Annotated in this window: 27 protein-coding genes; 10 read left to right on the top strand and 17 right to left on the bottom strand. The window is 57.0% G+C overall.

Annotated elements, in window-relative coordinates:
* From fliO to fliF, 10 genes are all read right to left on the bottom strand, one after another.
* Nucleotides 1-393 carry a flagellar biosynthetic protein FliO gene (gene fliO / locus AC22LX_RS23115; RefSeq protein WP_049061465.1) on the bottom strand — a complete coding sequence of 131 codons (393 nt, stop codon included), beginning with the start codon at nt 391-393 and terminating at the stop codon, nt 1-3.
* The gene (gene fliN / locus AC22LX_RS23110; RefSeq protein WP_015367299.1) at nt 393-809 is read right to left on the bottom strand and encodes a flagellar motor switch protein FliN; all 417 of its coding nucleotides are present in this window, start codon (nt 807-809) and stop codon (nt 393-395) included. Before fliN ends, fliO begins: the two co-directional genes overlap by 1 nt.
* Nucleotides 802-1809, bottom strand: coding sequence for a flagellar motor switch protein FliM (gene fliM, locus AC22LX_RS23105; RefSeq protein ID WP_015367298.1), 1008 nt, complete (start codon nt 1807-1809; stop codon nt 802-804). Before fliM ends, fliN begins: the two co-directional genes overlap by 8 nt.
* Before the next feature lie 5 nt (nt 1810-1814).
* Nucleotides 1815-2303: a flagellar basal body-associated protein FliL gene (gene fliL, locus AC22LX_RS23100; protein WP_045397383.1), complete on the bottom strand. Its 489-nt coding sequence runs from the start codon at nt 2301-2303 to the stop codon at nt 1815-1817.
* A gap of 162 nt (nt 2304-2465) precedes the next feature.
* Entirely contained in the window at nt 2466-3644 is a 1179-nt protein-coding gene (locus AC22LX_RS23095) for a flagellar hook-length control protein FliK (protein ID WP_049061464.1), read from the bottom strand.
* A complete protein-coding gene (fliJ, locus tag AC22LX_RS23090; protein WP_045397390.1) occupies nt 3641-4087 on the bottom strand; it encodes a flagellar export protein FliJ in 447 nt (148 codons plus the stop codon). Before fliJ ends, AC22LX_RS23095 begins: the two co-directional genes overlap by 4 nt.
* Nucleotides 4088-4108: 21 nt before the next feature.
* Nucleotides 4109-5470: a flagellar protein export ATPase FliI gene (fliI, locus tag AC22LX_RS23085; RefSeq protein WP_045397393.1), complete on the bottom strand. Its 1362-nt coding sequence runs from the start codon at nt 5468-5470 to the stop codon at nt 4109-4111.
* Nucleotides 5470-6171 carry a flagellar assembly protein FliH gene (gene fliH / locus AC22LX_RS23080; protein ID WP_047065439.1) on the bottom strand — a complete coding sequence of 234 codons (702 nt, stop codon included), beginning with the start codon at nt 6169-6171 and terminating at the stop codon, nt 5470-5472. Before fliH ends, fliI begins: the two co-directional genes overlap by 1 nt.
* Nucleotides 6164-7156 carry a flagellar motor switch protein FliG gene (gene fliG / locus AC22LX_RS23075; protein WP_015367292.1) on the bottom strand — a complete coding sequence of 331 codons (993 nt, stop codon included), beginning with the start codon at nt 7154-7156 and terminating at the stop codon, nt 6164-6166. Before fliG ends, fliH begins: the two co-directional genes overlap by 8 nt.
* Nucleotides 7153-8829 carry a flagellar basal-body MS-ring/collar protein FliF gene (gene fliF, locus AC22LX_RS23070; protein ID WP_045397400.1) on the bottom strand — a complete coding sequence of 559 codons (1677 nt, stop codon included), beginning with the start codon at nt 8827-8829 and terminating at the stop codon, nt 7153-7155. The genes fliG and fliF overlap by 4 nt, the downstream gene beginning before the upstream one ends.
* A gap of 299 nt (nt 8830-9128) precedes the next feature.
* Between fliF and fliE the strand changes: the two genes are divergently transcribed.
* The 4 genes from fliE (at nt 9129) to AC22LX_RS23050 (ending at nt 11248) form a co-directional block, all read left to right on the top strand.
* A complete protein-coding gene (fliE, locus tag AC22LX_RS23065; RefSeq protein WP_045375469.1) occupies nt 9129-9443 on the top strand; it encodes a flagellar hook-basal body complex protein FliE in 315 nt (104 codons plus the stop codon).
* Between the two features lie 264 nt (nt 9444-9707).
* Nucleotides 9708-9821 carry a YmiA family putative membrane protein gene (locus tag AC22LX_RS23060; protein WP_072048039.1) on the top strand — a complete coding sequence of 38 codons (114 nt, stop codon included), beginning with the start codon at nt 9708-9710 and terminating at the stop codon, nt 9819-9821.
* A 646-nt stretch (nt 9822-10467) separates the two neighbouring features.
* Nucleotides 10468-10794: a hypothetical protein gene (locus AC22LX_RS23055; protein ID WP_487334234.1), complete on the top strand. Its 327-nt coding sequence runs from the start codon at nt 10468-10470 to the stop codon at nt 10792-10794.
* A 130-nt stretch (nt 10795-10924) separates the two neighbouring features.
* Nucleotides 10925-11248, top strand: a complete 324-nt coding sequence (locus tag AC22LX_RS23050; RefSeq protein ID WP_223683770.1) for a hypothetical protein — start codon at nt 10925-10927, stop codon at nt 11246-11248.
* Between the two features lie 394 nt (nt 11249-11642).
* Here AC22LX_RS23050 and fliT read toward each other — a convergent pair whose 3' ends face one another.
* From fliT to fliD, 3 genes are read right to left on the bottom strand one after another with little or no spacing between them, the layout of a single operon-like run.
* The gene (fliT, locus tag AC22LX_RS23045; RefSeq protein WP_045397410.1) at nt 11643-12050 is read right to left on the bottom strand and encodes a flagella biosynthesis regulatory protein FliT; all 408 of its coding nucleotides are present in this window, start codon (nt 12048-12050) and stop codon (nt 11643-11645) included.
* Nucleotides 12050-12460 carry a flagellar export chaperone FliS gene (gene fliS / locus AC22LX_RS23040; RefSeq protein WP_015704959.1) on the bottom strand — a complete coding sequence of 137 codons (411 nt, stop codon included), beginning with the start codon at nt 12458-12460 and terminating at the stop codon, nt 12050-12052. Before fliS ends, fliT begins: the two co-directional genes overlap by 1 nt.
* A 24-nt stretch (nt 12461-12484) precedes the next feature.
* On the bottom strand, nt 12485-13888 hold the full coding sequence (gene fliD, locus AC22LX_RS23035; RefSeq protein WP_045397414.1) for a flagellar filament capping protein FliD: 1404 nt from the start codon (nt 13886-13888) through the stop codon (nt 12485-12487).
* Between fliD and AC22LX_RS23030 the strand changes: the two genes are divergently transcribed.
* The 3 genes from AC22LX_RS23030 (at nt 13882) to AC22LX_RS23020 (ending at nt 16380) form a co-directional block, all read left to right on the top strand.
* Complete coding sequence (locus tag AC22LX_RS23030) at nt 13882-14127, top strand: hypothetical protein (protein WP_020079192.1); 246 nt, start codon at nt 13882-13884, stop codon at nt 14125-14127. The two genes, fliD and AC22LX_RS23030, sit on opposite strands and share 7 nt — an antisense overlap.
* A gap of 43 nt (nt 14128-14170) precedes the next feature.
* On the top strand, nt 14171-15460 hold the full coding sequence (locus AC22LX_RS23025; RefSeq protein WP_047050582.1) for a flagellin FliC: 1290 nt from the start codon (nt 14171-14173) through the stop codon (nt 15458-15460).
* A 197-nt stretch (nt 15461-15657) separates the two neighbouring features.
* Nucleotides 15658-16380, top strand: coding sequence for an RNA polymerase sigma factor FliA (locus AC22LX_RS23020; RefSeq protein ID WP_015704963.1), 723 nt, complete (start codon nt 15658-15660; stop codon nt 16378-16380).
* Between the two features lie 30 nt (nt 16381-16410).
* On the opposite strand, the gene AC22LX_RS23015 is transcribed toward AC22LX_RS23020, so the two are convergent.
* The 4 genes from AC22LX_RS23015 to AC22LX_RS23000 form a co-directional block, all read right to left on the bottom strand.
* Complete coding sequence (locus tag AC22LX_RS23015; RefSeq protein ID WP_047050581.1) at nt 16411-17580, bottom strand: YncE family protein; 1170 nt, start codon at nt 17578-17580, stop codon at nt 16411-16413.
* Between the two features lie 28 nt (nt 17581-17608).
* On the bottom strand, nt 17609-19831 hold the full coding sequence (locus AC22LX_RS23010) for a TonB-dependent receptor domain-containing protein (protein WP_047050580.1): 2223 nt from the start codon (nt 19829-19831) through the stop codon (nt 17609-17611).
* A gap of 169 nt (nt 19832-20000) precedes the next feature.
* A complete protein-coding gene (locus AC22LX_RS23005) occupies nt 20001-20792 on the bottom strand; it encodes an energy transducer TonB (protein ID WP_227504809.1) in 792 nt (263 codons plus the stop codon).
* Nucleotides 20789-21652, bottom strand: a complete 864-nt coding sequence (locus AC22LX_RS23000; RefSeq protein WP_487334233.1) for a ChaN family lipoprotein — start codon at nt 21650-21652, stop codon at nt 20789-20791. The genes AC22LX_RS23005 and AC22LX_RS23000 overlap by 4 nt, the downstream gene beginning before the upstream one ends.
* A gap of 420 nt (nt 21653-22072) precedes the next feature.
* On the opposite strand from AC22LX_RS23000, the gene AC22LX_RS22995 reads away from it, so the two are divergent.
* The 3 genes from AC22LX_RS22995 to AC22LX_RS22985 are packed head-to-tail and all read left to right on the top strand — an operon-like array spanning nt 22073 to nt 25717.
* Entirely contained in the window at nt 22073-23089 is a 1017-nt protein-coding gene (locus AC22LX_RS22995) for an iron ABC transporter substrate-binding protein (protein ID WP_047050574.1), read from the top strand.
* A 23-nt stretch (nt 23090-23112) separates the two neighbouring features.
* Complete coding sequence (locus tag AC22LX_RS22990; protein ID WP_047050572.1) at nt 23113-24687, top strand: ABC transporter permease; 1575 nt, start codon at nt 23113-23115, stop codon at nt 24685-24687.
* A gap of 1 nt (nt 24688) precedes the next feature.
* Nucleotides 24689-25717 carry an ABC transporter ATP-binding protein gene (locus AC22LX_RS22985; protein WP_047043625.1) on the top strand — a complete coding sequence of 343 codons (1029 nt, stop codon included), beginning with the start codon at nt 24689-24691 and terminating at the stop codon, nt 25715-25717.
* Nucleotides 25718-25860 lie beyond the last annotated feature (143 nt).

Below are 25860 nucleotides of genomic sequence, written 5' to 3'. Positions count from 1 at the left end.
CTATTTTTCCGGGCGTTTGAGGACGTTTTGCATCAGCTGGCGGAAGTCGTTAGCAGGCGTGACCGCCGTGTTATCTTCATCACGCGGCGGCGCCGGGAACTGATGAAGCGGGGTGATCTGCTGGGCGGTGACGCCCAGCACCAGCAGGGTATTATCGACTTCTACCACCACCACGCGCTCGCGTTGGCCAACCTGGCAGCTGGCGCGCAGGTTAAGCAACCGGCCGTTGCGCGCCTGCGGCGCAAAGCCGAGACGGCGGAACAACCAACCGGCCAGTAGGATCAGGAGCAGAATCGCGCCGAGCGCGCTGCTTACCTGCATGAGCGCCGAGCCGCCGGATATTGCCGTTTCGGTAACCGGTTGGCTGGTCTGCACGGTAACGGGGGCGGTCATTAGCGGCTCAACCGACGCATACGTTCGGACGGAGTAATGATATCGGTAATGCGCACGCCGAATTTGTCGGCCACCACCACCACTTCGCCCTGGGCTATCAGATAGCCGTTGATCAGGATATCCAGCGGTTCGCCCGCCAGGCCATCCAGCGCGACAACCGATCCCTGCGACAGGCGCAGCAGCTCTTTAATCGTCATTTTGGTGCGCCCCAGTTCAACGGTCAGCTTCACCGGAATATCGAGGATCAGATCGATATCCTGCAGGCTGCCGAGCGCATCCTGGGCCTCCAGCGATTTGAACACCCCATCGGTGGTGGCGCTGGATTTCTCAGACGACTGTTGTTCATTAAGCGCATCAGCCCACAGATCGTCTACGGATTCCTTTCCTGCGCCAGACGGTTGCTTAGGATCACTCATTGGGCTGTTCCTCACTCAGAGCATTCAAAATAGGGTTTATCAAGTGTTCAACACGAAGGGCGTACTGCCCGTTTAAGGTGCCATATTGGCTGGTCAGCACCGGCACGCCGTCGACATGGGCGATAATGCGATCCGGTTTATCTATCGGTAAAACGTCGCCAGGCTGCAGCTTAAGAATTTTCGACAAGCGCATCGGGATATCGACGAAGTTGGCAATCAGCTCCAGCTCGGAGTGCTGCACCTGCTTGACCAACGTTTCGCGCCACTGGCTATCTTCCTGGCGGGAATTCTCCAGCGGCGGATTGGTCAGCAGTTCACGCAGCGGCTCAATCATGGCGAAAGGAATACAGATATTAAATTCACCGCTTAGCGCGCCAATCTCCACCTGGAACGGCGTGGTCACCACGATATCGTTCGGCGAGGTGGTGATGTTGGTGAATTTGACCTGCATCTCCGCACGCACGTATTCGACGTCAATCTTATAGATTGCGCTCCATGCGTCGCCGTAGGCGTCCAGCGCCAGGCGCAGCATGCGTTTGATGACCCGCTGTTCGGTGGGCGTGAATTCTCGGCCTTCGACCTTGGTCGGGAAACGCCCGTCGCCGCCGAACAGGTTATCGACGGCGATAAACACCAGGCTCGGCGCGAAGACAAACAGCGCCGTGCCGCGCAGCGGGTTCAGGTGTACCAGATTAAGGTTGGTCGGCACCGGCAGGTTGCGGGCAAACTCGTGGTACGGCTGAATTTTAATCGGCCCGACGGTGATGTCCGGGCTGCGGCGCAACAGGTTGAACAATCCCATGCGGAACTGCCGGGCAAAACGCTCGTTGATAATTTCCAGCGCCTGCAGGCGTTCACGCACCACGCGGCGCTGGGTATTCGGATCGTAAGGCTTAACCTCGCTCTCTTTACCGCCGACAACCGTCTCGGGCTCGTCGCCCGTGTTGTCGCCGTTGAGCAAGGCGTCGATCTCTGCCTGTGAAAGAATGCTATCGCCCATGGTGATTACCGCAGTATGAAGGCGGTGAACAGCACATCGCTGACCACCTGCTTCGGTTGTCCCTTAACCAGCGGCGCGCTCAGCGTCTCTTTGATCTGCGCGACCAGCTGCTGCTTGCCCTGCTCATTCGCCAGGTGACCGGCCTCCTGACGCGAAAGCAGCATCAGCAGACGGCTACGCACCTCCGGCAGGAAATCATTAAGCTGGCGGCGGGTTGCTTCATCCGGCAGGCGCAGCGTCAGGCCGATATACAGTACGCGGTCCGGATCGTTGTCCGGGGTCACCAGATTGACGGTAAAGGTATCCAGCGGCATAAATACCGGCGGCGCGGGCGGTTTTGCCTTTTCGATGGCGGTTTGCGCGCCGCCGTCGCGCTGTTGCAGCAGCCACCAGCTGTAACCTGCGGCAGCACAGGCGGCCACGGCCACGATCGTCAGCAGGATGATCAATAAGGGGCGTTTGGGCGCGGTTGCCGGAAGGGAGTTTTGAGACATAGCCAAATCAAATTCCTGTTGTTCCGCCCGCCGCGTTGCTGACGGGCATCACGCGCGGCGGCGCCGCACGTATGACATATAAAGGTATTATCGCGGCTAACGCGCGAGGCAATAGCCGGAATAAACGGGCAAATGGGGGCCAGATTGGCCGTTTAGCGCCCCTCAGGCGAAAATATCGACGCCGTTGACCTGGCTGACCATTCGCTGCAGGGCTGCCGGGGCGCTGACTGGCTCAATCGGCGCGCCATCGTTGCCGCCGCCGTGGCGTTCCGCGTAGCTGGCGCGGCCTTCACCGTTGCCGTTTTGCTGCTGCCATTGCGGCGTCGCTTCGCCGCCAACGCTGCTCTGACCGAGGTTGATTCCGCTCTCCGCCAGCGCGTGACGTAGCTGCGGCATAGCCGCCTCGACCGCAGCGCGTACCTGACCGTGTGCGGAAGCGATATGCAGCTGCGCCTGTTTATCGTCGAGCTGTAGAGTGATCTGCAGCGCGCCCAGCTCCTGCGGATGCAGGCGCAGTTCGGCGCTCTGCTGGCCATTGCGGTGGAACATCAGCACCTGCTGGCTCAGCGCCTGCTGCCATTCCGGGCTACCAAGCTGGGCATTAAGCTGCGGCGTCGGCGGCGCGGTTACCAGCGCACTGGCGGGCGTGGCGCTCTGGCTGGGGCTGGCGGCGGCGAAAGCGACGGCGGCTGGCTGCGCCGGAGTATTCTCCGCCGGACGTTCGGCCATATCGTGCTGCGGCGTGGCCGCGGCCTGCGCGACAGGGGAGGGCAGATTTTGCCCGCTAAGGGGATCCGTGCCCGGCTGCGGCTTCGCCGCCGCTTCGCCTTCCGGCAGGTTCGCGACATGCTGAATAGCTGCATTGCCGATGTGGAGCGCGGTTTTATCGCCGCTGGGCGCTGGTTGTTGAGCCAGCGGTAGCGCGGTCTGCGGCGGCGGGGCGACGATTGCCGCCGGCAGCATGGCGTACAGCGCCTGCAGCGTCGCCGGATCTAAGGTTTTCGCCTCGCTGAGCGGCGGCGTATGCGGGCCGCTATCCTCTTTTTTCGCTGTTGCGTCGACGGCGTTTCCCGCCGATGGCGGTAACGCATTGACCAGCAGCGCGCCGCGTTCGCCGAGCGCCGCCAGCAGCTGGTTAAGCTGGTTACGGCTTAGCGGCGGGGCGCTTTCATCATCGGCGCTCAGCGCCGCGGGCGGCAGCGTGCCGCTTTGCGCGGGCGTGAAGCGCGCGCCGAGCAGTTGCGCGAAGGCAGACGACAGCTGAACGTCGTCGAGCGCCAGATCCGGCAGGGCGCTGGCGTCGCCGGGCAGGCTAAGGGCGGGCAAAGCATTGAGATTCATGAAGCGGTATTCCTTTGTGTACTGCGTTGCGCGAACTCATCCATCAATTTTTGATTGCGTTTGTTTTCCAACTGCAGCTCGGCGTTTTGCGCGCGCGTGTGCAGAGTATCGTAGGCGTTCAGCCGCTGCTGATGGTCCTGCCACTGCTTCACGGCGTGCTCCACCTTTTGTCCCCACTGCAGCAGCTGCTGGCGCTGTTGTTCGATGGCCTGTTCGAGGGTGGCGATAAACTGCTGGTAGTTCTGCCAGCGAGAGCTTTCCATGCCGCCGGAAAGGGTGCTGTTGAGCTTTTGCCGGTACTCGTCCTGATAGTTAAGCAACATCGTCAGCTGTTGCTCGGCGGCCTGTTGCGCCTGGCGCGCCTGGCCCAGACGCTGCGCCGCCTGTTCGACGGCCTCCTGGGCCAGATTGCGCAGGGTAATCAAAGGGGACTGTGCTTTCATCGCGTGGCGTCTCCGATGGCGTTAAACAATCAGCTGCTGTAGCTGCTGACAGGCTTCGTCATAACCGCAGCGCTCGAAAATTCCCTGCTGCAGATAGGTCTCCATTTGCGGATACAGGGCAATGGCTTTATCCAGCAGCGGGTCGCTACCGGCGGCATAGGCGCCGACGCTTATTAAATCGCGGTTACGCTGGAAGCTGGCCAGCATCTGCTTAAAGGTACGTACCCGGCGATAATGTTCGTCATCGATAAGCGACGTCATCGCGCGGCTGATCGAGGCTTCAATATCGATGGCCGGGTAGTGACCGGCTTCCGCCAGCCGTCGGGACAGCACCACGTGGCCATCGAGGATCGCGCGTGCCGAATCGGCAATCGGATCCTGCTGATCGTCCCCTTCGGTCAGTACGGTATAGAAGGCGGTGATCGAACCGCCGCCGCTGATACCGTTGCCCGCGCGTTCAACCAGCGCCGGCAGTTTGGCGAATACCGAAGGCGGATAGCCCTTGGTAGCCGGCGGTTCGCCGATCGCCAGCGCGATTTCACGCTGCGCCATCGCATAGCGGGTGAGCGAATCCATGATCAGCAGCACGTGCTGACCGCGGTCGCGAAAATCTTCGGCAATGCGGGTGGCGTAAGCGGCGCCCTGCATGCGCAGCAGGGGGGATACGTCTGCCGGGGCGGCGATCACCACCGAACGCGCGCGGCCTTCGGCGCCGAGAATATTCTCGATAAAGTCTTTGACTTCCCGGCCGCGTTCGCCGATCAGGCCGACGACGATGACGTCGGCCTGGGTGTAGCGCGCCATCATACCCAGCAGCACGCTTTTACCAACGCCGGAGCCGGCGAACAGCCCCATACGTTGGCCGCGCCCAACGGTCAGCAGACCGTTAATGGTGCGCACGCCGACGTCCAGCACCTGCTCGATAGGGGTACGCTGCAGCGGGTTAAACGGCGCGGTAATCAGCGGCGCGCGATAGCCGGTTTCCGGCGCGGGCAGGCCGTCAAGCGGCCTGGCGCCGCCGTCGAGCACGCGTCCCAGCAGCGCCGGGCCCAGCGGGAGTTGTTTACCGGCGTGCTGGCCGTCCGCCGTGCTACGGGCGTAAACCCGCGCCCCAGGTACGATCCCTTCGACCTCTTCCAGCGGCATCAGATACAGCCGCTGATCGTTAAAGCCGACCACTTCGCTTTCCACTTCCTGCACGCCGTTGCCGCCGTCGCGCTCGATAAGGCAGGTTGCGCCGAGCGGCAGCTGCAGACCGGTGGCCTCCAGCACCAGGCCGGTGGCGCGGGTCAGCCGACCGTAGCGTCGCACGGTCGGCGTTCGGGCGATACGCTGTTCCAGCGCTTCAAGCGAATTCAGCCAGCGGCCAAGACGGGCGGTCATTACAGCGCTCCCGGTGCGGCGAGGCGACACAATTCATGCCAGCGGGTGGCGAGACTGGCGTCGAGATCGCCCTCTTCGGCGCTGACCTTACAGCCGCCGGGATGCAGATCGCCGTCCGCCAGCAGCCGCCAGCCGTGCAGGCTGAGGGTGGTACCTAACTGCTGCTCAACGCGCTCATAATCTTGTGGGTGCACACGCAATTGCGGCTTGCCGTTGAACATCGGCTCTTGCTGGATCAGCTGTTGAATTTGCGTCAGCAGGGCGGTGCCGTCACAGACCGGCGGCTGGCCAAGCACCTGTTTTGCGGCGGTCAGCGCCAGCTGCATCAGACGTGAGGCGATCACCGAATCGAGCGCATCAAGGGTGTGCTGAAACTCGCTCACCAGCTGCTGCCAGTGGTCGGTCAGCGGCTGTTGCTGCTGCTGAGCTTCCAGTAGTCCCTGCTGGCGGCCCTCCTCAAGCCCCTGCTGAAATCCGGCTTCATAGCCTTTTTGCTGGCCATCGGCATAGCCGGATTGCTGACCTTGCTGCTCGGCCTGTAGGCGCAGGGCGGCAAGCTGCTGCTGCAGTTCTGCCTGAGCGTCAGGCTGCAAGGCTTCGTTATCCAGCGTCGGCAGCGGCGGTTCGAAAGCCGGGGCCGCGTCGCCAAGGTCGTTGAGCGACCAGGGCTGCCAGGGCATGGAATTAATGCGATCAGACATAGGTGTCCTCGCCGCCGCCAATGATCATTTCGCCGCTTTCCGCCAGCCGTCTGACTATCAGCAGAATCGCTTTCTGTTCGTTTTCCACCTGCGACATGCGCACCGGCCCACGGTTGGCGAGATCGTCGCGCAGAATATCGGCCGCGCGCTGCGACATGTTTTTGAGGAACTTCTCGCGCAGCGGCTGTTCGGCGCCCTTCAGGGCAATCAGCAGCGATTCGCTGTCCACGTCCTGCAGCAGGCGCTGGATACTGCGATCGTCGACCTCCACCAGGTTTTCGAACAGGAACATCTCGTCGATGATCTTCTGCGCCAGCTCACCATCGTATTCGCGCATCGCGTCGATAACGGCTTCTTCCTGCTGGGTTTTCATCAGGTTGATAATCTCGGCGGCGGTACGCACTCCGCCCATTTTGCTGCGCTTGAGGTTCTGGCCGTCGAGCAGGTTGTTGAGCACTTCGGTCAACTCCGCCAGCGCCGCCGGCTGCACGCCGCCGAAGGTGGCGATACGCAGCATCACGTCGTTGCGCAGGCGCTCATCGAACTGCGCCAGAATATCCGCCGCCTGGCCGCGCTTGAGGTGTACCAGGATGGTGGCGATGATCTGCGGGTGTTCATCGCGGATCAGGTCGGCGGCGCTCTGCGGCTCCATAAAGTTGAGCGTTTCCATCCCGGAGGTGGTTTCGCGGGATTCGAGAATATCCTCCAGCAGGCTGGCGGCGCGCTCTTCGCCCAACGCTTTCACCAGCACCGACCGCAGATAGTCGCTGGCGTTGACGCTCAAGGCGGCGAACTGTTCGGCATCGTCTTCAAATTCAGAGAGGATCTCGCCGAGCTGTTTATGCGAGACCTGGCTCATGCCGGCCATGGTGCCGCTCAAAAGCTGGACTTCGCGGGAGGAGAGGTGCTTGAGCACCTCCGCCGCGCGGTCTTCGCCCAGCGTCATTAATAAAATGGCGCTTTTATCGGTTCCGGTCAGGCTCATAGTTCGTTACTCATCCATTGGCGGATTACCAGAGCGACGACCCGCGGATCTTTATCCGCCAGTTCGCGGATGCGCTGGCTCTGGACTTCTGCGCTGACGCGCTGCTGCGATTTACGGCGCAGCGCCAGCTCCTCATTGCTTGGTTTATGGCTGTCGTTCGCTTTAGCGACCGGCGCGCTGGCGGCGGCGACCGCGGCTTGCTGTGCGGCCTGACGCTGCTGCAGCTGTGGCTTAATCAGCTTGCGCCACAATACCCAGCCGACCAGCAGCACCAGCAGATAACGTCCCAGTTCGAGCAGCAAATCGATAAACGCCTGGCTCTGCCAGAACGGCAGCTCGCCGCCGGTCATCTGATTGTCGGTAAATGGCGTATTGACCACCTGCAGGCTATCGCCGCGGGTGCTGGAGTAGCCCATCGCTTCGCGCACCAGCGCTTCAATCTGCGCCAGTTGTTCTTTACTCATCGGCTGCGCTTTGCCGTCGGCGTTGAGGCTGTAGTTCACCACCACGGCGACCGACAGACGCTCCACCGTCCCGGCTTTTTGTTGGGTATGGCGGATGGTGCGATCGAGTTCGTAGTTGGTGGTGGCGTCGCGTCGGGTGCTTAACGGGCCGCTGTTGGCCGCGGCGCTGCGGGTGTTAGTCGCGTTGTTGGCGTTATTGGCCGCCGGTTTAGCGCTTTCAATCGGCGCCGTTGCCGGCGCGCTCGGCTGGTTGGATAACGCCCCAGGGACGCCGCCCACCTGCGGACCGCCAATTTGCTCGTTGCTACTGGTTTGCTGCGAACGGATCGCCGCTTTCTCGGGCTGCTGGTTCGGCTGATACTGTTCGTCGGTCTGCTCGCGGGAGGCGAAATCGATCTGCGCGGTCACCTGAGCGCGGACGTTGGCGCTGCCGACCACCGGCGCCAGGATAGTTTCAATGCGTCGCTGATAGCCGTTTTCCACTTCGTTGGCATATTTCAGCTGCGAGGCGTTGAGGTCGCGTCCGGTGCCGTCGGACTGCGTCAGCAGGCGTCCGGCCTGATCGACCACGGTGACGTTACCCGCCGGCAGGCCGGCGACGCTACTCGATACCATATAGACGATAGCGTTGATTTGGCCATCATCCAGCGCACGACCCGGCTGCAGCGTCAGGGTGACAGAGGCGGAAGGGGATTTTTGCTCGCGGACGAACAGCGAGGGCTTCGGCAGCGCCAGGTGCACCCGCGCATTCTGCACCGGCCCCAGCGACTCGATAGTGCGTGAGAGTTCGCCTTCGAGAGCGCGCTGATAGTTAATCTGTTCGCTGAACTGGCTGATACCGAATTTTTCCTGATCCAGCAGTTCGAAGCCGACGGCGCCGCCCTTCGGCAGCCCTTGCTGCGCCAGACGCAGGCGGGTTTCATGCACTTTTTCCGCCGGGATCATCAGCGCCGCGCCGTTCTCGGCGAAGCGGTAGGGGATGTTCATCTGCGTCAGTTGGGTGACGATAGCGCCGCCGTCGCGATCGTTCAGATTGCTGTACAGCACGCGATAATCCGGGCTTTTCGCCCACAGCAGCAGCGCGACAATAATGGCAATCGCGGCGGAGGCGGCCACCAGCAGCGGAATTTTTGGATTGGCGCGCAGACGACTCCAGATGGCCTGCAGGCCGTTGTCGCGGCTTTCGCCGGCGGATAACGAGGCACTCATGGTAGGCGGTATCCTTCGCTGGCGTTCAGACGGCGACGCGCGCTGGCGTGCTGACGAACGGTATGGATAGCGTTATGTGACAAAACAGACTCCCTGATACACATCTTTTCTCAATAGCGGCGCTCCCATTTCTGGGCAGGCCATTATTCGTCTTATCAGATGATTCTGATTGCCCGATAAGCCGGGTTTTTTGCAGCTAATTAACCGCTTTAAGCAAAAATCACTGTGTTAGGGTGTGCAGCATTGGAGAAATACAGGGTGAAATAGCGCCTGGCGATCACGAGAGTATTGAGGAAAAGATGGCGATTCAGGGTATTGAAGGCGTACTGCAACAGATGCAGGCGATGGCGATTCAGGCGGGAAAAAACGGGCAGAATAGCGTACCGCAGGGAGTCAGTTTTGCCAGTGAACTCACCGCCGCGCTGGGTAAAATCAGCGATACTCAGCAGGCCGCGCGTCAACAGGCGCAGAACTTCGAGCTGGGCGTGCCGGGCATCAGCCTTAATGATGTGATGGTCGATTTACAGAAATCTTCAGTTTCATTGCAGATGGGCGTGCAGGTGCGTAATAAGCTGGTGGCGGCCTATCAGGACATTATGAATATGCCAGTTTAGTCATAAAATCTCGGCGCTACTTCTTCCTGCAAACCGCTATGCTTAACGCTGGCGGTTTTGTCTATTTACGGCGACAACGGCAAAAAATTGCGCGCCTCTGCATTGATTTTAACCCATCAACCGGTGAATGAATGAGTCTGAAATATCACTACAATCGATAGGGGATACAGATCAATAGCCGTTCATCGATCGATACAAACGATCTGACTACTACCACTACAAACTGTATGGTCTTGCCAAAATAATTCTAATTTGGAATAGCAGATGTCCGAAAAAGTAGACCATCAATTGCGGCGTAAGGTATGGATAGGGATTTTTCTCGGTTTGTTGGTCTTTTGGGGAGCGATAGCGACGATGGTGGCCTACGCGTTGGCGTAGTCCGAACAGCTTAGACTGTTATTTAGTATCGGCTTGTCAGCCAGAAGACAGGCATTGTTGAGTTATCGGGGTGAGGCGAAAATTTAAATTTGGATGGCAATTCACTATCGTTTTTCGGCTCTGTAGCAAATAATTTGCGCAAATTTTGCTCCGCGGAGGCGTTATGCTGTGGCTTCAGACCGTTGTATTTTTTGTCGTTTTAGCTTTTGTTGCGATAGCGATGTTTCATGAAACCTGGCGACAGGATAGCGAGTAATCGCCGCTTTTACTCTTCTTGATATGCCCCCTCCTTACCAACAACTAAACTTAGATCGTGTCTAACAATCGTCTGGAGGTTGTTGTGAATAGATTCCACGATGAATACGACGAGCGGGAACTGTACCACATGGTCTGCCGTTGGGAGGATGAAGGCGGGGCGGTAGCGTAACGCATCTCCTTTAAACTGACAGCATTCTGGCGGATCAGGCGTGAAGCCGTTGTAGGATATGAACGCGCGCTTGACCCCTGGCAACTTCAGGGGCAATATTCCACGGACTGTGGTAACCCCGGCAGTGGCATTACATCTGAGCATTTGGCTGAGCAACGCAATGGGTACCTTCAGTCGGAAACGTTGGACAAATATATAACCAGCATGGAGGAGCCTGGCGTGGGAAAGCAGCTAATTGAAGATGACCTTCGTGAACATGGCTTCACCGAAAAAGAGATTGCGCGCCTGCGTGAAATCCTGGCGCGGCAAGAAAGCCAAAACAAAAGCTATTTTGATTTAATCGATGAACTTCGCAAAAGACTTTGGGCTGGAGTCTTAGGTTTTTTTATTGTTTTTATAGTGCTCATTCATTGGTGTTATAATTATGATTCAATTAATCATTTTGCCTATTTTTTCATTTTATTATTCGGTTTCTCGGTAGTTTACAAACTAACTCCGTTTCCAATGGCGCTCAAAGCATACAAATTGTATCTAAAAATAAGATAGTCATTTATCTTTAACTTCATACATCGTGTTACCTATCTGTATCCCTTTTACCGTTTTGGCTGAGCGATATAACGGGTATCTTCAGTCGGAAACGTTGGAGAAATATATAACCAGCATGGAGGAACCTGGCGTGGGAAAGCAGCTAACAGAAGATGATCTTCGTGAACATGGCTTCACCGATAAAGAGATTGCCCGCCTGCGCGAAATCCTGACGCGACAAGAAAGTAACAATGAAACCTATGCTACTTTGATCGACAGTTTACGAAAACGTTTTTGGGGCGGCGTTATTATTGTTTGTATTGCCTTTGCCATAGTCGTTTCGTGGATTTTTAACTTCGAAAGTAATGATTTTACTTATCCGCTAATCATTATTTTTATCCTGATTGCTGTTTGGAAATTAACACCTTTCCCGATGGCTTTTAAAGCATATCTTATCTACTTGAAAATCGAGTGATTACTTATTATCAATTTCATATATGGTATTGCCTGTTTGTATTCTTTTACTGTTGATGAAACACCTTAAAGAGCCAACGCAGGGGCACTCATTTCCCGAAGAATACATCCATGTTTTATCCCGTGAGTAATATCATATTAATCCGGTCAAGATAACACAGTATATTTTACAGGCATATTTCCCTAAGCCCGTGAGTGGCTTATTTTAGCTGGCGCGATGTTTGGAATATTTAATTGATGAATGTATGAAGCGTAAATGAAATAATTGATTATATATTATTGCTTATTCACTCCTGTAAAATCCGCCGATGGCTTACCAGGCAACACTCTGCATTGCCCTGGTGAGACCCATCATGCGCTTCCTGACCGGATATCAGGCTGTGACGCTGTTGTTGTTATTGTAATTCTTCGCTTTTGCTCTTGATGGCGACCACATTATCGGACTGCAGTTCGCCAAGCAGGAGCGAGCGATCGTCGAACTGGCCGTAAGCGTTGTTGACCGCGTTCTGGCGGGTGGATTGATCGATCAGCGTTTTTAATTGTTCCATCCGCTGTTGCAATAGCCCTTTCAGTACTCCCTCATTGTCGATAATCTGCTTCAACTTAGCGTTGAGCATCTCTTGCAGAGCCAGAGATGGCCCCGCTTTGCCGGTAAATTCGGCGGTTTTCTCGACCGCCGTCACGTAGGCAAACTGCATTTCCACCAGCGCTTCCCATTGCCCGGCGCGCGCCAGGGCAATCATCTGACTGCTCAGGGTATGGATCTGCTGATAGGCGGCTAAAAGCTGCTGTTGGCGTTCCATCACAATGTACCCTGAGCAGGTTGATAGTTTGGCCCAATTTGCCGCCAGGCATCGGCGATATTCTCCAGCAGCTTGACCACTTCGACGATCGCCGCTTCGTCATTATGCAGGTTGGCCTGCATCAGGCGTCGCTTCATATAATCGTACAGCGCCGCCAGATTATCGGCGATTTCGCCGCCTTGCTGGTGGTCGAGGCCGCTTTTCAACCCGTTGTCGATGATGTTGATTGCCTTCGACAGCGCCAGGCCTTTACCGGCGATATCCCCCTGATTCATCAGGATGCGTGCGCGAAGCAGGGCGTTAAGCGCCCCGTCGAACAACATTACGATTAACTGGTGCGGACTGGCGCTCATCGCGCTGCTTTCCAGACTGACCTGTGCGTAGGCTTGCGTGCCGCTACGGTTATACATGCTGTTTCATTACCTGATTAAGGGTTACTGGGACGAGAACTGCTGTTGTAAGTAGTTACCCGTGCTGCTCAGCTTGGACATCATGGTATCCAACTGAACAAACTGTTGTTTATAGCGATCGATAGTGTTCTGGATGCTGTCGGAAACGGTGTCGATCTGGATATTCAGGCGATCGAGATTGGTGTTGATGCTTTTGGTCGAGTTCTCGATGATGCCGCCCGCTTTAATATAGTTCTGGATTTCATTATGGATTTCGGTGGCCATCCCGGTGTCTTTACCGTTGCCGGCGAAGAAGTTGGCGACCTGATCCGGTTTCTCGTCGAGCGCTTTATTGAGCTTCGTGCTGTCGACTTCAAGCTTGCCGGTTTTGGGATTGGTAGAGATCCCGAGGTTACCAAGGCCTTTCAGCTCCGGGTTGTCCTGAGCGGCGCTGAGCGCGCTTTTAATCGAGGACTGAATGCCGCGCAGGGTGTTATCGCCGAGCAGCGCGCCGTTCTTGGCGCTTTGCGCTTCACCGCTTTTCACTGGGGTATATTTGGTCAGCGAGCCGAAGGTGTCGAGCAGGGAATTGTAGTTATCCACCCAGGATTTGATTTTGTCGGCGGTGCCGCTTTTATCGATGCCGATCACCAGGTTTTGCGGTTCGCCGGCTTTGGTGGTGGTTTTCAGGTCGATGGTGACGCCCTGCAGCGCATCGGCAATCGAGTTGGTGCTGCGCTTAATTTTGGTGCCGTTGACGACAATCTCCGCATCCTGCCCGGCGACGGTCTGCTTCATCGCGCCGCTTTTGCTGCTGCTGTCGTAGTTGAGGATGGCGCCGAGTTTATCGTCGTTATTCACCTGCACCGAAACGGTGTTTTTCTCGCCGGTGGTGGAGGAGCTCAGCGCCAGCTGATAGTCATTGTCGCCGACGCGCATGATGCTGGCGGTGACGCCGGCTTTAGCGCCGTTGATGGCATCGCGCATCTCCAGCAGCGAGGTCTGGTCGTCGCTCAGCGGAATCGTGGTCTCTTTTGGTGGGTCGCCGGCGGTGATCGTAATGGAGCGATTGCTATTGCCGGCGGTACCCAGCTTCTCTTGTTGGTCGGTAATCGTCGCCTGGGTGGTCAGGGTTTGCGGCTGCGCCAGCTTCTGCACTTCAACGCTATAGTTGCCCGGCACCGCCTTATTGGTGGTGGTGATGGTGAACTGGTCGTGCTTGGTGGCGGTGGTGCTGTTGAAAAACTCCGGCTTGGCCAGCTCCTTGCTCAGGTTATCGAATTTTTCCAGCGAGCTTTTTAACGTGCCGTAAGCCGTTAGCTGCGCGTTATAGCTGGTTTGCTGAGTGGTATACGGCGTCAGGCGCTGTTGTTCCGCCTTGCTGAGTTTGTCCAGTAAACCGTTGAGGTCGAGTCCTGAGCCGATGCCTAAGGAACTGATCGATGCCATTGGTGTTTCTCCTTACTAATGACGTTATTCGCTTATTGCGTTATCGGCCCAGTGGAGAAAAAGTTTACCGAAAAAGTGAAAAAGGCGATGGCGTAATAGAAGAGGGAAAAAGCGCGTTATTTTCGCCATTGGCGGAGGGGCAAAAATTTTTCAAAAAATGGCTAAAGGTTGCAAAGGATACGTCGATACCAGAAGGGACGGTGGTTGACGCCGTGGGCAAGCAAGCCCGAACCTTTTAACCACGTTGCACTGAACGCAACTGACTCGTAAGGAATGCATATAATGGCACAAGTAATTAATACCAACAGCCTGTCGCTGATGGCGCAAAACAACCTGAACAAATCCCAGTCTTCCCTGGGGACGGCGATTGAGCGTCTGTCTTCCGGTCTGCGCATCAACAGCGCCAAGGACGATGCCGCGGGTCAGGCGATCTCCAACCGTTTTACCGCTAACATCAAAGGCCTGACTCAGGCTTCCCGTAACGCTAACGACGGTATCTCCCTGGCGCAGACCACCGAAGGCGCGCTGAACGAAGTCAACGATAACCTGCAGAACATCCGCCGTCTGACCGTACAGTCACAGAACGGTTCTAACTCCGCAAGCGACCTGCAGTCCATCCAGGATGAAATCTCCCAGCGTCTGTCTGAAATCAACCGTATCTCCGAACAGACCGATTTTAACGGCGTTAAAGTCCTGAGCGGCGACCAGAAGCTGACCATCCAGGTCGGCGCCAACGACGGCGAAACTATCGATATCGATCTGAAAGATATCAATGCGAAGACTCTGGGTCTGGATAAGTTCAGCGTGGCTAATCCGATGGATCCTGCAACTCAGATCGGTGCAACCGCGGTTACTCAAGTAGGTGGTACATCTACTACAACAAATACAGCGGTATCCACGACTAGCACCGGTGCTGATACGGCGGATCTGTATCAAGATGTGGGTGGTACGGGTGATTACTACGTTAAGAAAGGTACTGATACTTTCAAAGTGGACATGGATCCTGCGACAGGTAAATATACCTACGATGTTTCTGATGCAACGACTAAAATCACAGCTACTGGTACTGAAACTAAAGTGACAACCGTACCTGTTACCACCACTACTGGTGGTAAAACCGTCTCAGGTTTGGGTACTGGTGAAGAGTTACGTACTCTGACTGATGCGAAAGGCAATGCTAACGGCTATGCCATCAAAGGTAAGGATGCAGACGGTAATGATGCTTACTTTAAGGCGAATATCGATGAAGCTACTGGTAAGGTAACGAAAGGCGATCAAATCCAGACTTCAGCGAAAACTGCCGATCCGCTGGCTACCCTCGACAAAGCCCTGTCCCAGGTTGACCAACTGCGCTCCTCCCTGGGTGCGGTACAGAACCGTTTCGATTCTGTAATCAACAACCTGAACAGCACCGTTAACAACCTGTCCGCTTCCCAGTCCCGTATTCAGGATGCTGACTACGCGACCGAAGTGTCCAACATGAGCCGCGCGAACATCCTGCAGCAGGCGGGTACCTCCGTGCTGGCGCAGGCTAACCAGTCGACTCAGAACGTCCTGTCTCTGCTGCGTTAATCGCACGTCTGATTACTGTCGCATCGCAACCCCGCTTCGGCGGGGTTTTTGTTTTTTGCCCGTAGCCGCCTGGCAAAACGGCTGAATGAGAAAGCATGTCGTAAATAGAGACGCTTTTATGCGGTTTTTCCGGCGATTGGCATTTTTGCCCCTGCGCATAATAGCGCTGACTCTCTTATCCGCAGGTTTCAGAAATAGTGAGCGATTTGTATACCGCCGAAGGCGTGATGGACAAAAATTCCCTCTGGCTGCGCTACGTTCCGTTAGTGCGGCACGAGGCGTTACGCCTGCAGGTCAGGCTGCCCGCCAGCGTCGAGCTTGACGATCTGCTGCAGGCCGGGGGAATCGGGTTGTTGAACGCCATCGAGCGTTATGACTCGCTACAGGGCACGGCCTTTACCACCTATGCGGTGCAACGTATCCGCGGCGCAATGCTCGATGAACTGCGTAGCCGCGATTGGGTGCCGCGCAGCGTGCGGCGTAACGCCCGCGAAGTCGCTCAGGCGATGCAGAAGCTGGAGCAGCATCTGGGCCGCCCGGCCACGGAAAGCGAACTCGCGCAGACGCTGGGTATCACCCTTGCCGAGTACCGACAAATCCTGCTGGATACCAATAACAGCCAGCTGTTCTCCTATGACGAATGGCGGGAAGAGCAGGGCGAGAATGCCGAACGACTACTGGAAGGGCACGAAGAGGCCAATCCGTTGCATCATCTGCTGGAAGGCAGCCTGCGCCAGCGGGTCATTGAGGCGATTGAAGCCTTGCCGGAACGCGAAAAAATGGTCCTCACCCTCTACTACCAGGAAGAGTTAAACCTTAAAGAGATCGGCGCGGTGCTGGAGGTGGGGGAATCCCGCGTTAGCCAGCTACACAGCCAGGCGATTAAGCGCCTGCGCGCGAAGCTGGCCAACGAAGGCTAATAACCACCTGCCGGGCAGGTGGTTAGCGGATTACGATTTACGCAAATCAATGCGCAGAACGCGCTCCTTCGCCCCTTCGACAAATACCTCAGGATCCCACTCGCGATTGAACCCTTCTTTAATGCCGACGTACAGGGTATCCATGTCCGGCGACAGCACCATTTGATTCGGATAAACCGGGGCGCGGAATTCACGGGTTACGCGCCAGGTTTTGCCATCCACGACGCTGATGGTGCCGCTGGTGAAATTGCTGACGTACAGCTCGTTGTATTTCGGATTGTAGCGTACCGCGTTGGCGCCCACTCCGGTACGCACGTAACCCAGCGATTTGCCGTCTTTCAGATCGAAAATATACAGGCCATCGTGAGGGCCGCTGCGTTCGTCGTGATCGAAGGCGACGACGAAAATACGCCCTGAGTCGGAATCGACGATCAGGTTTTGCGCGCTGGCCAACTGCGGCGCGTTAAGCGGGATAGTGCGGACAACCTGCTGGGTTCTGGCATCGATCTCGTTGATATAGTCGCGGCCGCCAACGTAGATCTTCTGCGTCTTTTCATCCAGCGTCAGGCCGTAGGCGGTGCCGCGATAGGCGCCTTTGACTTCCCCTTTTAGCTGTAACGTCGTGCCGTCGAGCATCAGTAATTTATGTAGCGGACGCATTCCGTCCTGGGTTTTCAACATATGGCTGTAGCTGACGAATAACAGGTTAGCGGCGCGGCTGTATACCATATGCCGCAGATGTTCGAAGCGCGCATCGGCGGCGCCGTCGGTGGTGAAGCTCAGGCGCGGACTGGTGCGGGTGATTTTACCGCTGGCGACGTTGAACTGGCTGATACGCAGCGAAGCCGCCTGGGTATGGCCGACGTAAAGCACGCGCGCCGGCTGGTTCATCGCCAGCGAGAAAGCGCGCCAGGGCATATCATAGCGCTGGATAACCTGCAGGGTGGCCGGATTAAAGGCGTAGAGATAACCTTTATTGGCCGCGCGGTTAACCCGGTCGGTCGCCGCGGCGAATAGCAGGTTGTCGCCATTATCGAACGCCAGCTCATAAACCCCTTCATTGGCTTCCTGCAGGTAATTGGTTTTCATCGCAAAGCGCGACGCTTCCCGCGGCGGCGGATCGATGGCGAATGCCGGCGGGGGGAGCAGGGCGGCGAGCAGCAGCGCAGCCAGCGGTTTTATCAAGTTGCGATTAGGCATGATGGTTATCCTTGTTGATAAATAGGGTTCAGAACTGGATTTCGCCGCCGAAAATATAGGTGCGGCCGCGGGCGGTGGTGTTAACAGACGCCCCCTCTTTGGCGTTATCGAGACTCTGGTTCATACGGTTTAGCGCTTCGGAGTAGTCACGATTCGTCACGTTCTGCACGCTAAAGCGCAGCAGTACGTTATCGGTCATCTGCCAGCTGCTATAGAGGTCGATAATGGTCGGGATCTTCGGCATGCTCTCTTTCGGCACCGTATTGGTATCGAGGCTAATACCTTCTGTACTCAGGCGTTTTGATTTACCGGTGAATTTCACCAGGCTGCCGACGGTGAGTTTGCGATCGAACAGGCGCCCGCCGACATCAACCGTGGCGTAGCTGCTGGGAAGATCGCTCAGGTCGCTATAGGCGAAGCTATAGACCGTGCTGGCAATAGAGGTGGGCTGATCGGTACGCTGCTTGCTCCATGACACATTGGCGTAGGCAAAACCGATGTCGTATCCGGCTTCAATCTCATAGCCCTCGGTGGTCACCGGCGAGGTCACGTTAACTGAGATATTGGCGTTGAAATCCGGCGAAGCATTGGCGACATCTTTACACAGCCCGCCGTTGCTGCACAGCAGGAAGGATTCGCTGGTGATGTAATCTTTAATCCGCGAGCGGTAGGTAAGCGCTTTCAGATGAAGGCTATCCTGCTCGCTCAATAATCCTTTTTTGATAACGTTAAAACCGGCCTCCCAGGTCTCGGCTTTTTCCGGCTTCAGGAACGGATTCATCGATGCGCCGCCCTCGTTGGCGAAGAACACTTCCTGAACGTTCGGCGCGCGCGATGAACGGCTCCAGCTGACAAACGGCTGCAGCCATGGCGTCACCTGAGCGGAGAAGGTCGCCGAGGGATTAAAACCGTTATCTTTGACGTTGAGCTGGGTTGCCCCTTGCGGGAAGCATTTTTCGTTATCTGCACAGGCCGGTTTATAGCCCTGTACCCGGCTACGGGTATAGTTGAGATTAAGATCGAGCTGATAAATATCCTTGTTTAATGTCAGCCCGCTATAGAGCGAGGCGATCTTCTGTTTGCCCGCCGGGGCAAAGGCGTTGTGGTCGGTCTCGGTATCCTGCACGAAGCGGCGGGAATAGCGGGTGTCCATTAATTTGCCGCCGAGCTGGAAAGCGGCATACAGATCGTCGGTAATACGAAAACGGCTGGTGTTGTTCATGTCCAGCGCGTTGGACTTATTGGTGGTCGAGGAGTCGTTAAAATTATACAGCGACTCCGGTTTATATGCCTGATTGCCGCGGCTGGTGCTGGCTAATACATTGAACTCGACCAGTTCATTGAGCGGCGCGTAGTTATAGCGCAGATAGTAGTCGTCGCTGCTAATATCGCGACGGGTAAAACTATTGCGGTAATTACGCCCGGAAAACTCGAAGCGGTTAAATTGATCGACGTTGAAATTGATTTTATATAGCTGCGAGCGCGGCTCCTGACGCAAATATTTATTATCCTCGCCGATAAACTCTTCGCTGCTGCGTCCGCCGCCGTTTTTATAGGTCGCATAGGTGCGGGTGCCGCTGATGCCGAGTAGCGCGCCAAGGCCGCCGCCGTTATCGAAGGTGTCGGTTTTGCCGGCTACCGTTACCATACCGGTGCGGCCGAGTCCGTTATCGCCCACGGAAAAACGTGACAGCAGGCCGACCTGATGCCCCGGTTTTAACACATCATCGATGCCGATGGTGCGCAGGTTGGCGCTGCCCGCCAGCGCGTTGACGCCTTGCGAACCGGCGCTGTTGCCGCGGGTGATATCCACTTCGGCCAGGAAGTTGGGGTCCAGCGGCACCCCGGCTGCGGTATTCGCCCCGCCGTGGTAGTTAGCTGGCGCCATGCCGAAAAAGGTCTGGGTGACGCCATCGACCATGGTGTTTACCCGGCCCAGCCCGTTCATGCCGCGGATATTGACGCTGATGGTGCCCTGCAGCGGGTCGATTTGCGTATAGGTGCCCGCCATGCTGCGCAGCGAGGCATCGAGGCTTTGCAGATTCTTATTGAGCGTTCGCGAACTGTAAGCGCCGGGGCGGGTATAGCTCTCCTCTGAGGAGCCGACCTGGCCGGCATTTTCCGCCAGCGGGTTATCGGTAATGGTGATAGGAGAGAAAACCGATTCTCCTTCGCTTTCGGCGGCGAAAGCCTGGCCGTTGACGATAAGTAGCCCGGTAACGAGCCCCGTGATTATTTGTGATTTTTCCATAATCCAATCCTGAGGTAATAAATAGTTAACGCACAAAAAGGGCAGCAGCGTGCATCGCGCTTATTGCTAAGTGCGATGACACATTGCCCAAAATAAAAAAACATCAGCGGTCAGTGACCGTTATAAATAACATCCGGGTTGCCTGAATAAATAACAGGGAACCCTGGGTTTATATTTTTAATAAGCCGAACTCCACCGGCAGAGTGACCTTATTAATACCGTTACGCAGCAGCTCTTTTGGCGGCGGCGGAAGCGGACGCGCATTTTCCAGCGCCATCAGCGCGGCGCGATCCAGCGAATGGGTCCCTGATGAGTTCGCCAACTGCGATTGCAACACCTCGCCGCGTTCGTTGACGCTGAAGGTAATAATGACGGTACCGGTACGTTTACGGCGGCGCGCATCTTCCGGGTAGTGGCGCATTTTGTTGATTTTGCCTTTCACCAGCGATTCCCAACTGATCTTGTTGTCGCTCAGGCGCGCGGCATCGCTATCGAGCGGCGCGGTGGTGCGCTGAGTGAGGACGGCCGGCGCCGGGGGCGCGGCGAAGCTGGTGATGGTTGAATTGCCCTTTTCCTCTTGCTGCTGGCGGCGGGACTGTTTTTTAACCTCGATTTTCTTTTTCCGCTGCGGTTCGGGTTTGCTGGCGGAGAGCTTTATTTGCGCATTCTCGTGAATATGCAGCTTCGGCGCTTCTTTCACCGCGGCCGTTTCCTGCTCGGTCATCGCCTCGACTTTGCGCTGCTGGGTGACACCCGGCGGCAGCTCGGGATGAATCAATGACACTTCCAGTTCCGGCGCGTACTCCACCATCACCGCGGCAGGGGGGGCGGCATCCGGCGGCGAGGCGAAATGAACGATAAAAGGCACGGCCAGCGCCAGATGACCCAGCACGCTGGCCGTTGTTCCCGTGAACCAGCGAGGGCGCGACGCTATCAATGGCGTGGAGAGAGGGATATTCATTTTTCCGCCGCCACCGACCAGATGTAATCAGCCTGCTTCGCCGTCAGCGTGGTGCCGTCGGTGGTCAGCAGTAACACCAGCGGTTTTTCCGCCTTGAGATCGGCCAGATGCAGCGGTACGCCAATATCTTTAGCCGCATGATAGCCGCCGGCAATCAGCAGCGCCGGGCGCGGCGCGGCTTGCATTTGCGTCGCCATCAGGCGATCGCGCTGCTGCTGAATAGCGAGCATAGAGGTGACCTGCTCGCCATCGATTTGCCCGTTATGCATCAGATAGATAATGGCCGATAGCGATTCATGTACCTGCGGGCTGTTGGAGAGCGTTCCGCGGGGAAACGTGGGATGCTGATAGATGTCGCTCACTTGCTGGCGGCTAAGGTTGGCTGCCAGCAGCGAATAAGGCGCTTGCAGCGCGGTCATCACGACGTCGCGATAAAGCGCCCACGGCCAGTCGGGGTTCCAGCGCAGGGTTTCCGCCGCGCGAGTGGCGCTCACGGTCGTCCCGCTGAGGCTGGCCCGCTTGACCCGATTGACCGCCTCCTGCTGGCTTAGGTCGATCATCTCCATCAGCACGCTACCCTGCGGGCGAAGGGTGTGGAGGTTCTGCAGCAGCCAGCGCTCAATCTGGTGATGCTGAGCGTTAGTATGTTCTTCGCCAACAATAACCAGCGGCGCCTGGGCGAGTTGGTTCAGCAATTGTTGCGGCGTCAGGGTGCGCCCGCTGGCGGTATCACGAATATTCGCCTTCTCTACCAGCGCGTGCTCCCCGGCAGGAGAGAGGGGGTGAACCGGGCTGTGACAGGCGCTCAGTAACCACGCGCAGCCTATAACCAGAGTCTTTAAAAGGGGTTCCTTAAACATAAAATATCCATTTTCGGCTTTTTAGTCGTCTTTTCTTCGTATCTTGCTGCTGTAACAGGATGATATGTGATATTGAGAATGATTATCAAGATCATTCTCATTTAAAATTATTGGCAAGGGTGATGATTTCACCCGGCAAACAGCTGGCCGTTGCTGTGTCGCGGAGAGAATCTGTGAAGACGATCAAGATTTTAAACAGCGATAATATTTAAATCTGCAGGCTTAATGTTGTCTTAATGTTTGTTTCGGTCGCACGTTGAAATAAGCATTTTGTCATCAGGAAATTCTAATTGGCGGTGTTTTTCACTTTTTTAAAATGATGGTAATTGTTTTCATTATCATTCACATTCCTCTGTGATTTAATCCGTGCCAACCCGGTTTCTCCACGGCTTTTCGACTACCCATACTAAGGATTAGCTTATGAATTTCCGCTTATCGGCATATTGCGCGGCGATGCTCGCTGCTTCGGCTCTGTTTACCGCTCCGCAGGTTATGGCTGCTGACAATGGCGACGGCATTGTGGTGTATAACGCCCAGCATGAAAACCTGGTGAAATCCTGGGTTGACGGCTTTACCAAAGAAACCGGTATTAAAGTCACGCTGCGCAACGGCGACGATAGCGAATTGGGTAATCAACTGGTGCAGGAGGGGGCAGCCTCGCCGGCGGATGTCTTCCTGACCGAAAACTCGCCTTCAATGGTGTTGGTTGATAATGCCAAACTGTTTGCGCCGCTGGATGCCGTGACGCTGAATCAGGTCGCGCCGCAGTATCGTCCTGAGCACGGCCGCTGGATTGGCATTGCTGCCCGCAGCACCGTTTTCGTCTATAACCCGGCGAAAATCAGCGAATCTCAGCTGCCGCATTCGCTGATGGACCTGGCGAAACCTGAGTGGAAAGGGCGCTGGGCCGCCTCACCATCGGGCGCAGACTTCCAGGCCATCGTCAGCGCCATGCTGGCATTGAAGGGCGAAAAAGCGACGCTCGACTGGCTGAAGGCGATGAAAACGAACTTCGTGGCCTACAAAGGCAACAGCACGGTGATGAAAGCGGTCAACGCCGGACAAATCGACGGTGGGGTGATCTACCACTATTACCGCTTTGTCGACCAGGCGAAAACCGGCGAGAACAGCAAAAACACCAGGCTGTATTACTTTAAAAACCAGGATCCGGGCGCTTTCGTGAGTATCTCCGGCGGCGGCGTACTGGCGTCCAGCAAACATAAAGAGCAGGCGCAGGCCTTTATCAAATGGATCACCGGCAAGCAGGGTCAGGATGAGCTGCGTACCAATAATGCTTTCGAATATGCGGTGGGCGTGAATGCCGCCTCTAACCCGAAACTGACGCCGCTGAAAGAGCTGGACGCGCCGAAGGTAGAGCCGTCAACGCTGAATAGCAAAAAAGTGATCGACCTGATGACCCAGGCTGGCCTGCTGTAATTTTATGCTGAAGTGATTTATCTATGTCTGTCCTGAGTCTGGTACTCGGAAAGAAAACAGGACGCCTGCCCGAGCGCAGGCGTCCTGCATTTCCGATGGTTGCCTTAGCTGTACTGTTTTCAGTAATGGCGTTACTGCCGTTAGGTTTTGTGGCCGCGGTGGGGATTGAGACCGGCTGGCCGACCATTAAAGCACTGGTGTTTCGCCCGCGGGTAGCTGAACTGCTCAGCAATACGCTGTGGCTGACGCTGCTGGCGGTGCCTATCTCTATCGTACTGGGCGTGGCGGTGGCCTGGCTCACTGAACGCACCGCGCTTGCCGGGCGTCAGCTGTGGTCGGCGCTGGCGGTCGCGCCGCTGGCTATCCCGGCATTTGTCCAGAGCTATGCCTGGGTCAGCGCGGTTCCTTCGCTCCACGGTCTGTCCGCCGGGGTGTTCCTCTCCGTGCTGGCCTACTATCCCTTTATCTACATGCCGGTGGCGGCTGTGCTCCGTCGTCTTGACCCGACGCTGGAAGATGTTGCCGCCTCGTTGGGCACGCCGCCGTGGAAAGTTTTTTTTCGCGTGGTGCTGCCGCAGCTGCGGTTGGCTATCTGCGGCGGCGCGCTGCTGGTGGCGCTGCATCTGCTGGCGGAATATGGCCTGTATGTGATGATTCGCTTCGACACCTTCACCACCGCCATTTACGACCAGTTCCAGTCCACCTTTAGCGGCCCGGCGGCGAATATGCTGGCGGGAGTGCTGGCGCTGTGCTGCCTGGCGATCCTGCTACTGGAGAGCGTTTCGCGCGGTAAAGCGCGCTACGCGCGCATCGGCGCCGGCGCGGCGCGCGAACAGAAGCGACGTCTGTTGGGGAACGTGGCCGCATGGGCCGCGCAACTGCTGCTGCTGACGCTGGTGATGCTGGCGATGGGCGTCCCGCTGCTGGTGCTGTGCCGCTGGCTATGGCTCGGCGGGGTGGAGAACTGGCTGCATGCCGATCTCTGGCATTCGCTACGCCAGACCCTGATGCTGGGCGCGGGCGGCGCGCTGCTGACCACCGCCTGCGCGATTCCTATCGCCTGGCTCGGCGTGCGTTATCCGCGCCGGCTGTTCCGCCTGCTGGAGGGCTGTAATTACATTACCAGCTCACTGCCGGGTATCGTCACCGCGCTGGCGCTGGTGACGGTGACTATCCACTATGCCCGCCCGGTGTATCAGACCGAAGTGACGCTGTTTCTGGCTTACCTGCTGATGTTCATGCCGCGAGCGTTAATTAACCTGCGCGCCGGTATCGCCCAGGCGCCGGTTGAGCTGGAAAACGTCGCCCGTAGCCTTGGGCGCAGTCCGGCCCGCGCCTTATGGAGCGTCACCATGCGTCTTGCCGCTCCGGGAGCGGCCGCTGGCGCCGCGTTGGTGTTTCTTGGCGTGAGCAACGAGCTTACCGCGACGTTGCTGCTGTCGCCGCTAGGCACCCGCACGCTGTCGACCGGTTTTTGGGCGTTAACCAGCGAGATCGACTACGTCGCCGCGGCGCCTTATGCGATGCTGATGATCGTGATTTCGCTACCGCTGACGGCGGTTCTTTATGTGCAGTCGAAAAAAATTGCAGGGTTGTAACATGCTGGAATTGTCTTCTATCTCGAAATCTTTCGCCGACGCGCTGGTGCTCGATAACCTTAATCTGACCGTGGCGCCGGGAAGCCGTACCGCTATTGTCGGCCCGTCGGGTTCCGGTAAAACCACGCTGCTGCGAATTCTTGCCGGTTTTGAAACCCCGGATCACGGGCGAATCGTTCTGCAGGGCAACACCCTGTTTGCCGACGGCGTGTTTGTGCCGGCGCATCAGCGTGGGATCGGTTTCGTGCCGCAGGAAGGGGCGCTGTTCCCCCATCTTAACGTCGCGGACAATATCGCCTGGGGGCTCGATTGCGGTCGCGAAGAGAAACGCCGCCGGGTCGCCGCGCTGATGGAAATGGTGGCGTTAGATTCGACATTAGCGAGCCACTGGCCGCATGAAATTTCCGGCGGCCAGCAGCAGCGGGTTGCGCTGGCGCGCGCGCTGGCCCAGCGGCCATCGCTGATGCTGCTGGATGAACCTTTCTCGGCGCTGGATACCGGGCTGCGTGCGGCGACGCGCAAAGCCACCGCCGACCTGCTGGCCGAGGCTGGGGTGGCGTCGATTCTGGTTACTCACGATCAGACGGAGGCGCTGTCGTTTGCAAGCCAGGTCGCGGTAATGCGGCAGGGGCGTTTTACTCAGGTAGGAACCCCGTTCGAGGTCTATTCGCGCCCGGTTGACGAGGCCACCGCGCTGTTTCTTGGCGATGCGCTGGTGCTCGACGCCGAGCTCACGGAGGGGCGCGCGCGTTGCGCCATCGGCGAGTTACCGACTGACAATCCTCACGCCAGCGGCCGCGGACGCGTAATGCTGCGCCCGGAGCAACTGCGGGTGTCGCCGTGCGGGCCGCAGGAGAGCGCCTTTCGCATCGTAGATGTCGATTTCGCCGGCCATATCTCGACGCTGACGGTGACGGTAGCGGGGCAATCAATGCCGCTGGTGCTGAAAACCGTCAGCCAGGCTGCCTGGCAAACAGGCGCTCCGGTTCGCCTGGAGATTATTGGCCCGGCGCGGATATTTTGCGCATAGCGGCGAAAAGCTGACCGCTCAGCTGGGATAAAAATTGATTTGGCGCGGAGATGCGTTAATTAGCTGCTGATGTAGCACATTGTGCTAATTACACTACCAGCGAACGCATTAGTATCCGCGCCACTGATCTCGTCGCCATGGAG

It is taken from the genome of Klebsiella sp. PK01 (assembly GCF_057624675.1).
The sequence above is the reverse complement of the archived record's forward strand: the minus strand, read 5'-3'. Positions and strand labels throughout refer to the sequence as shown.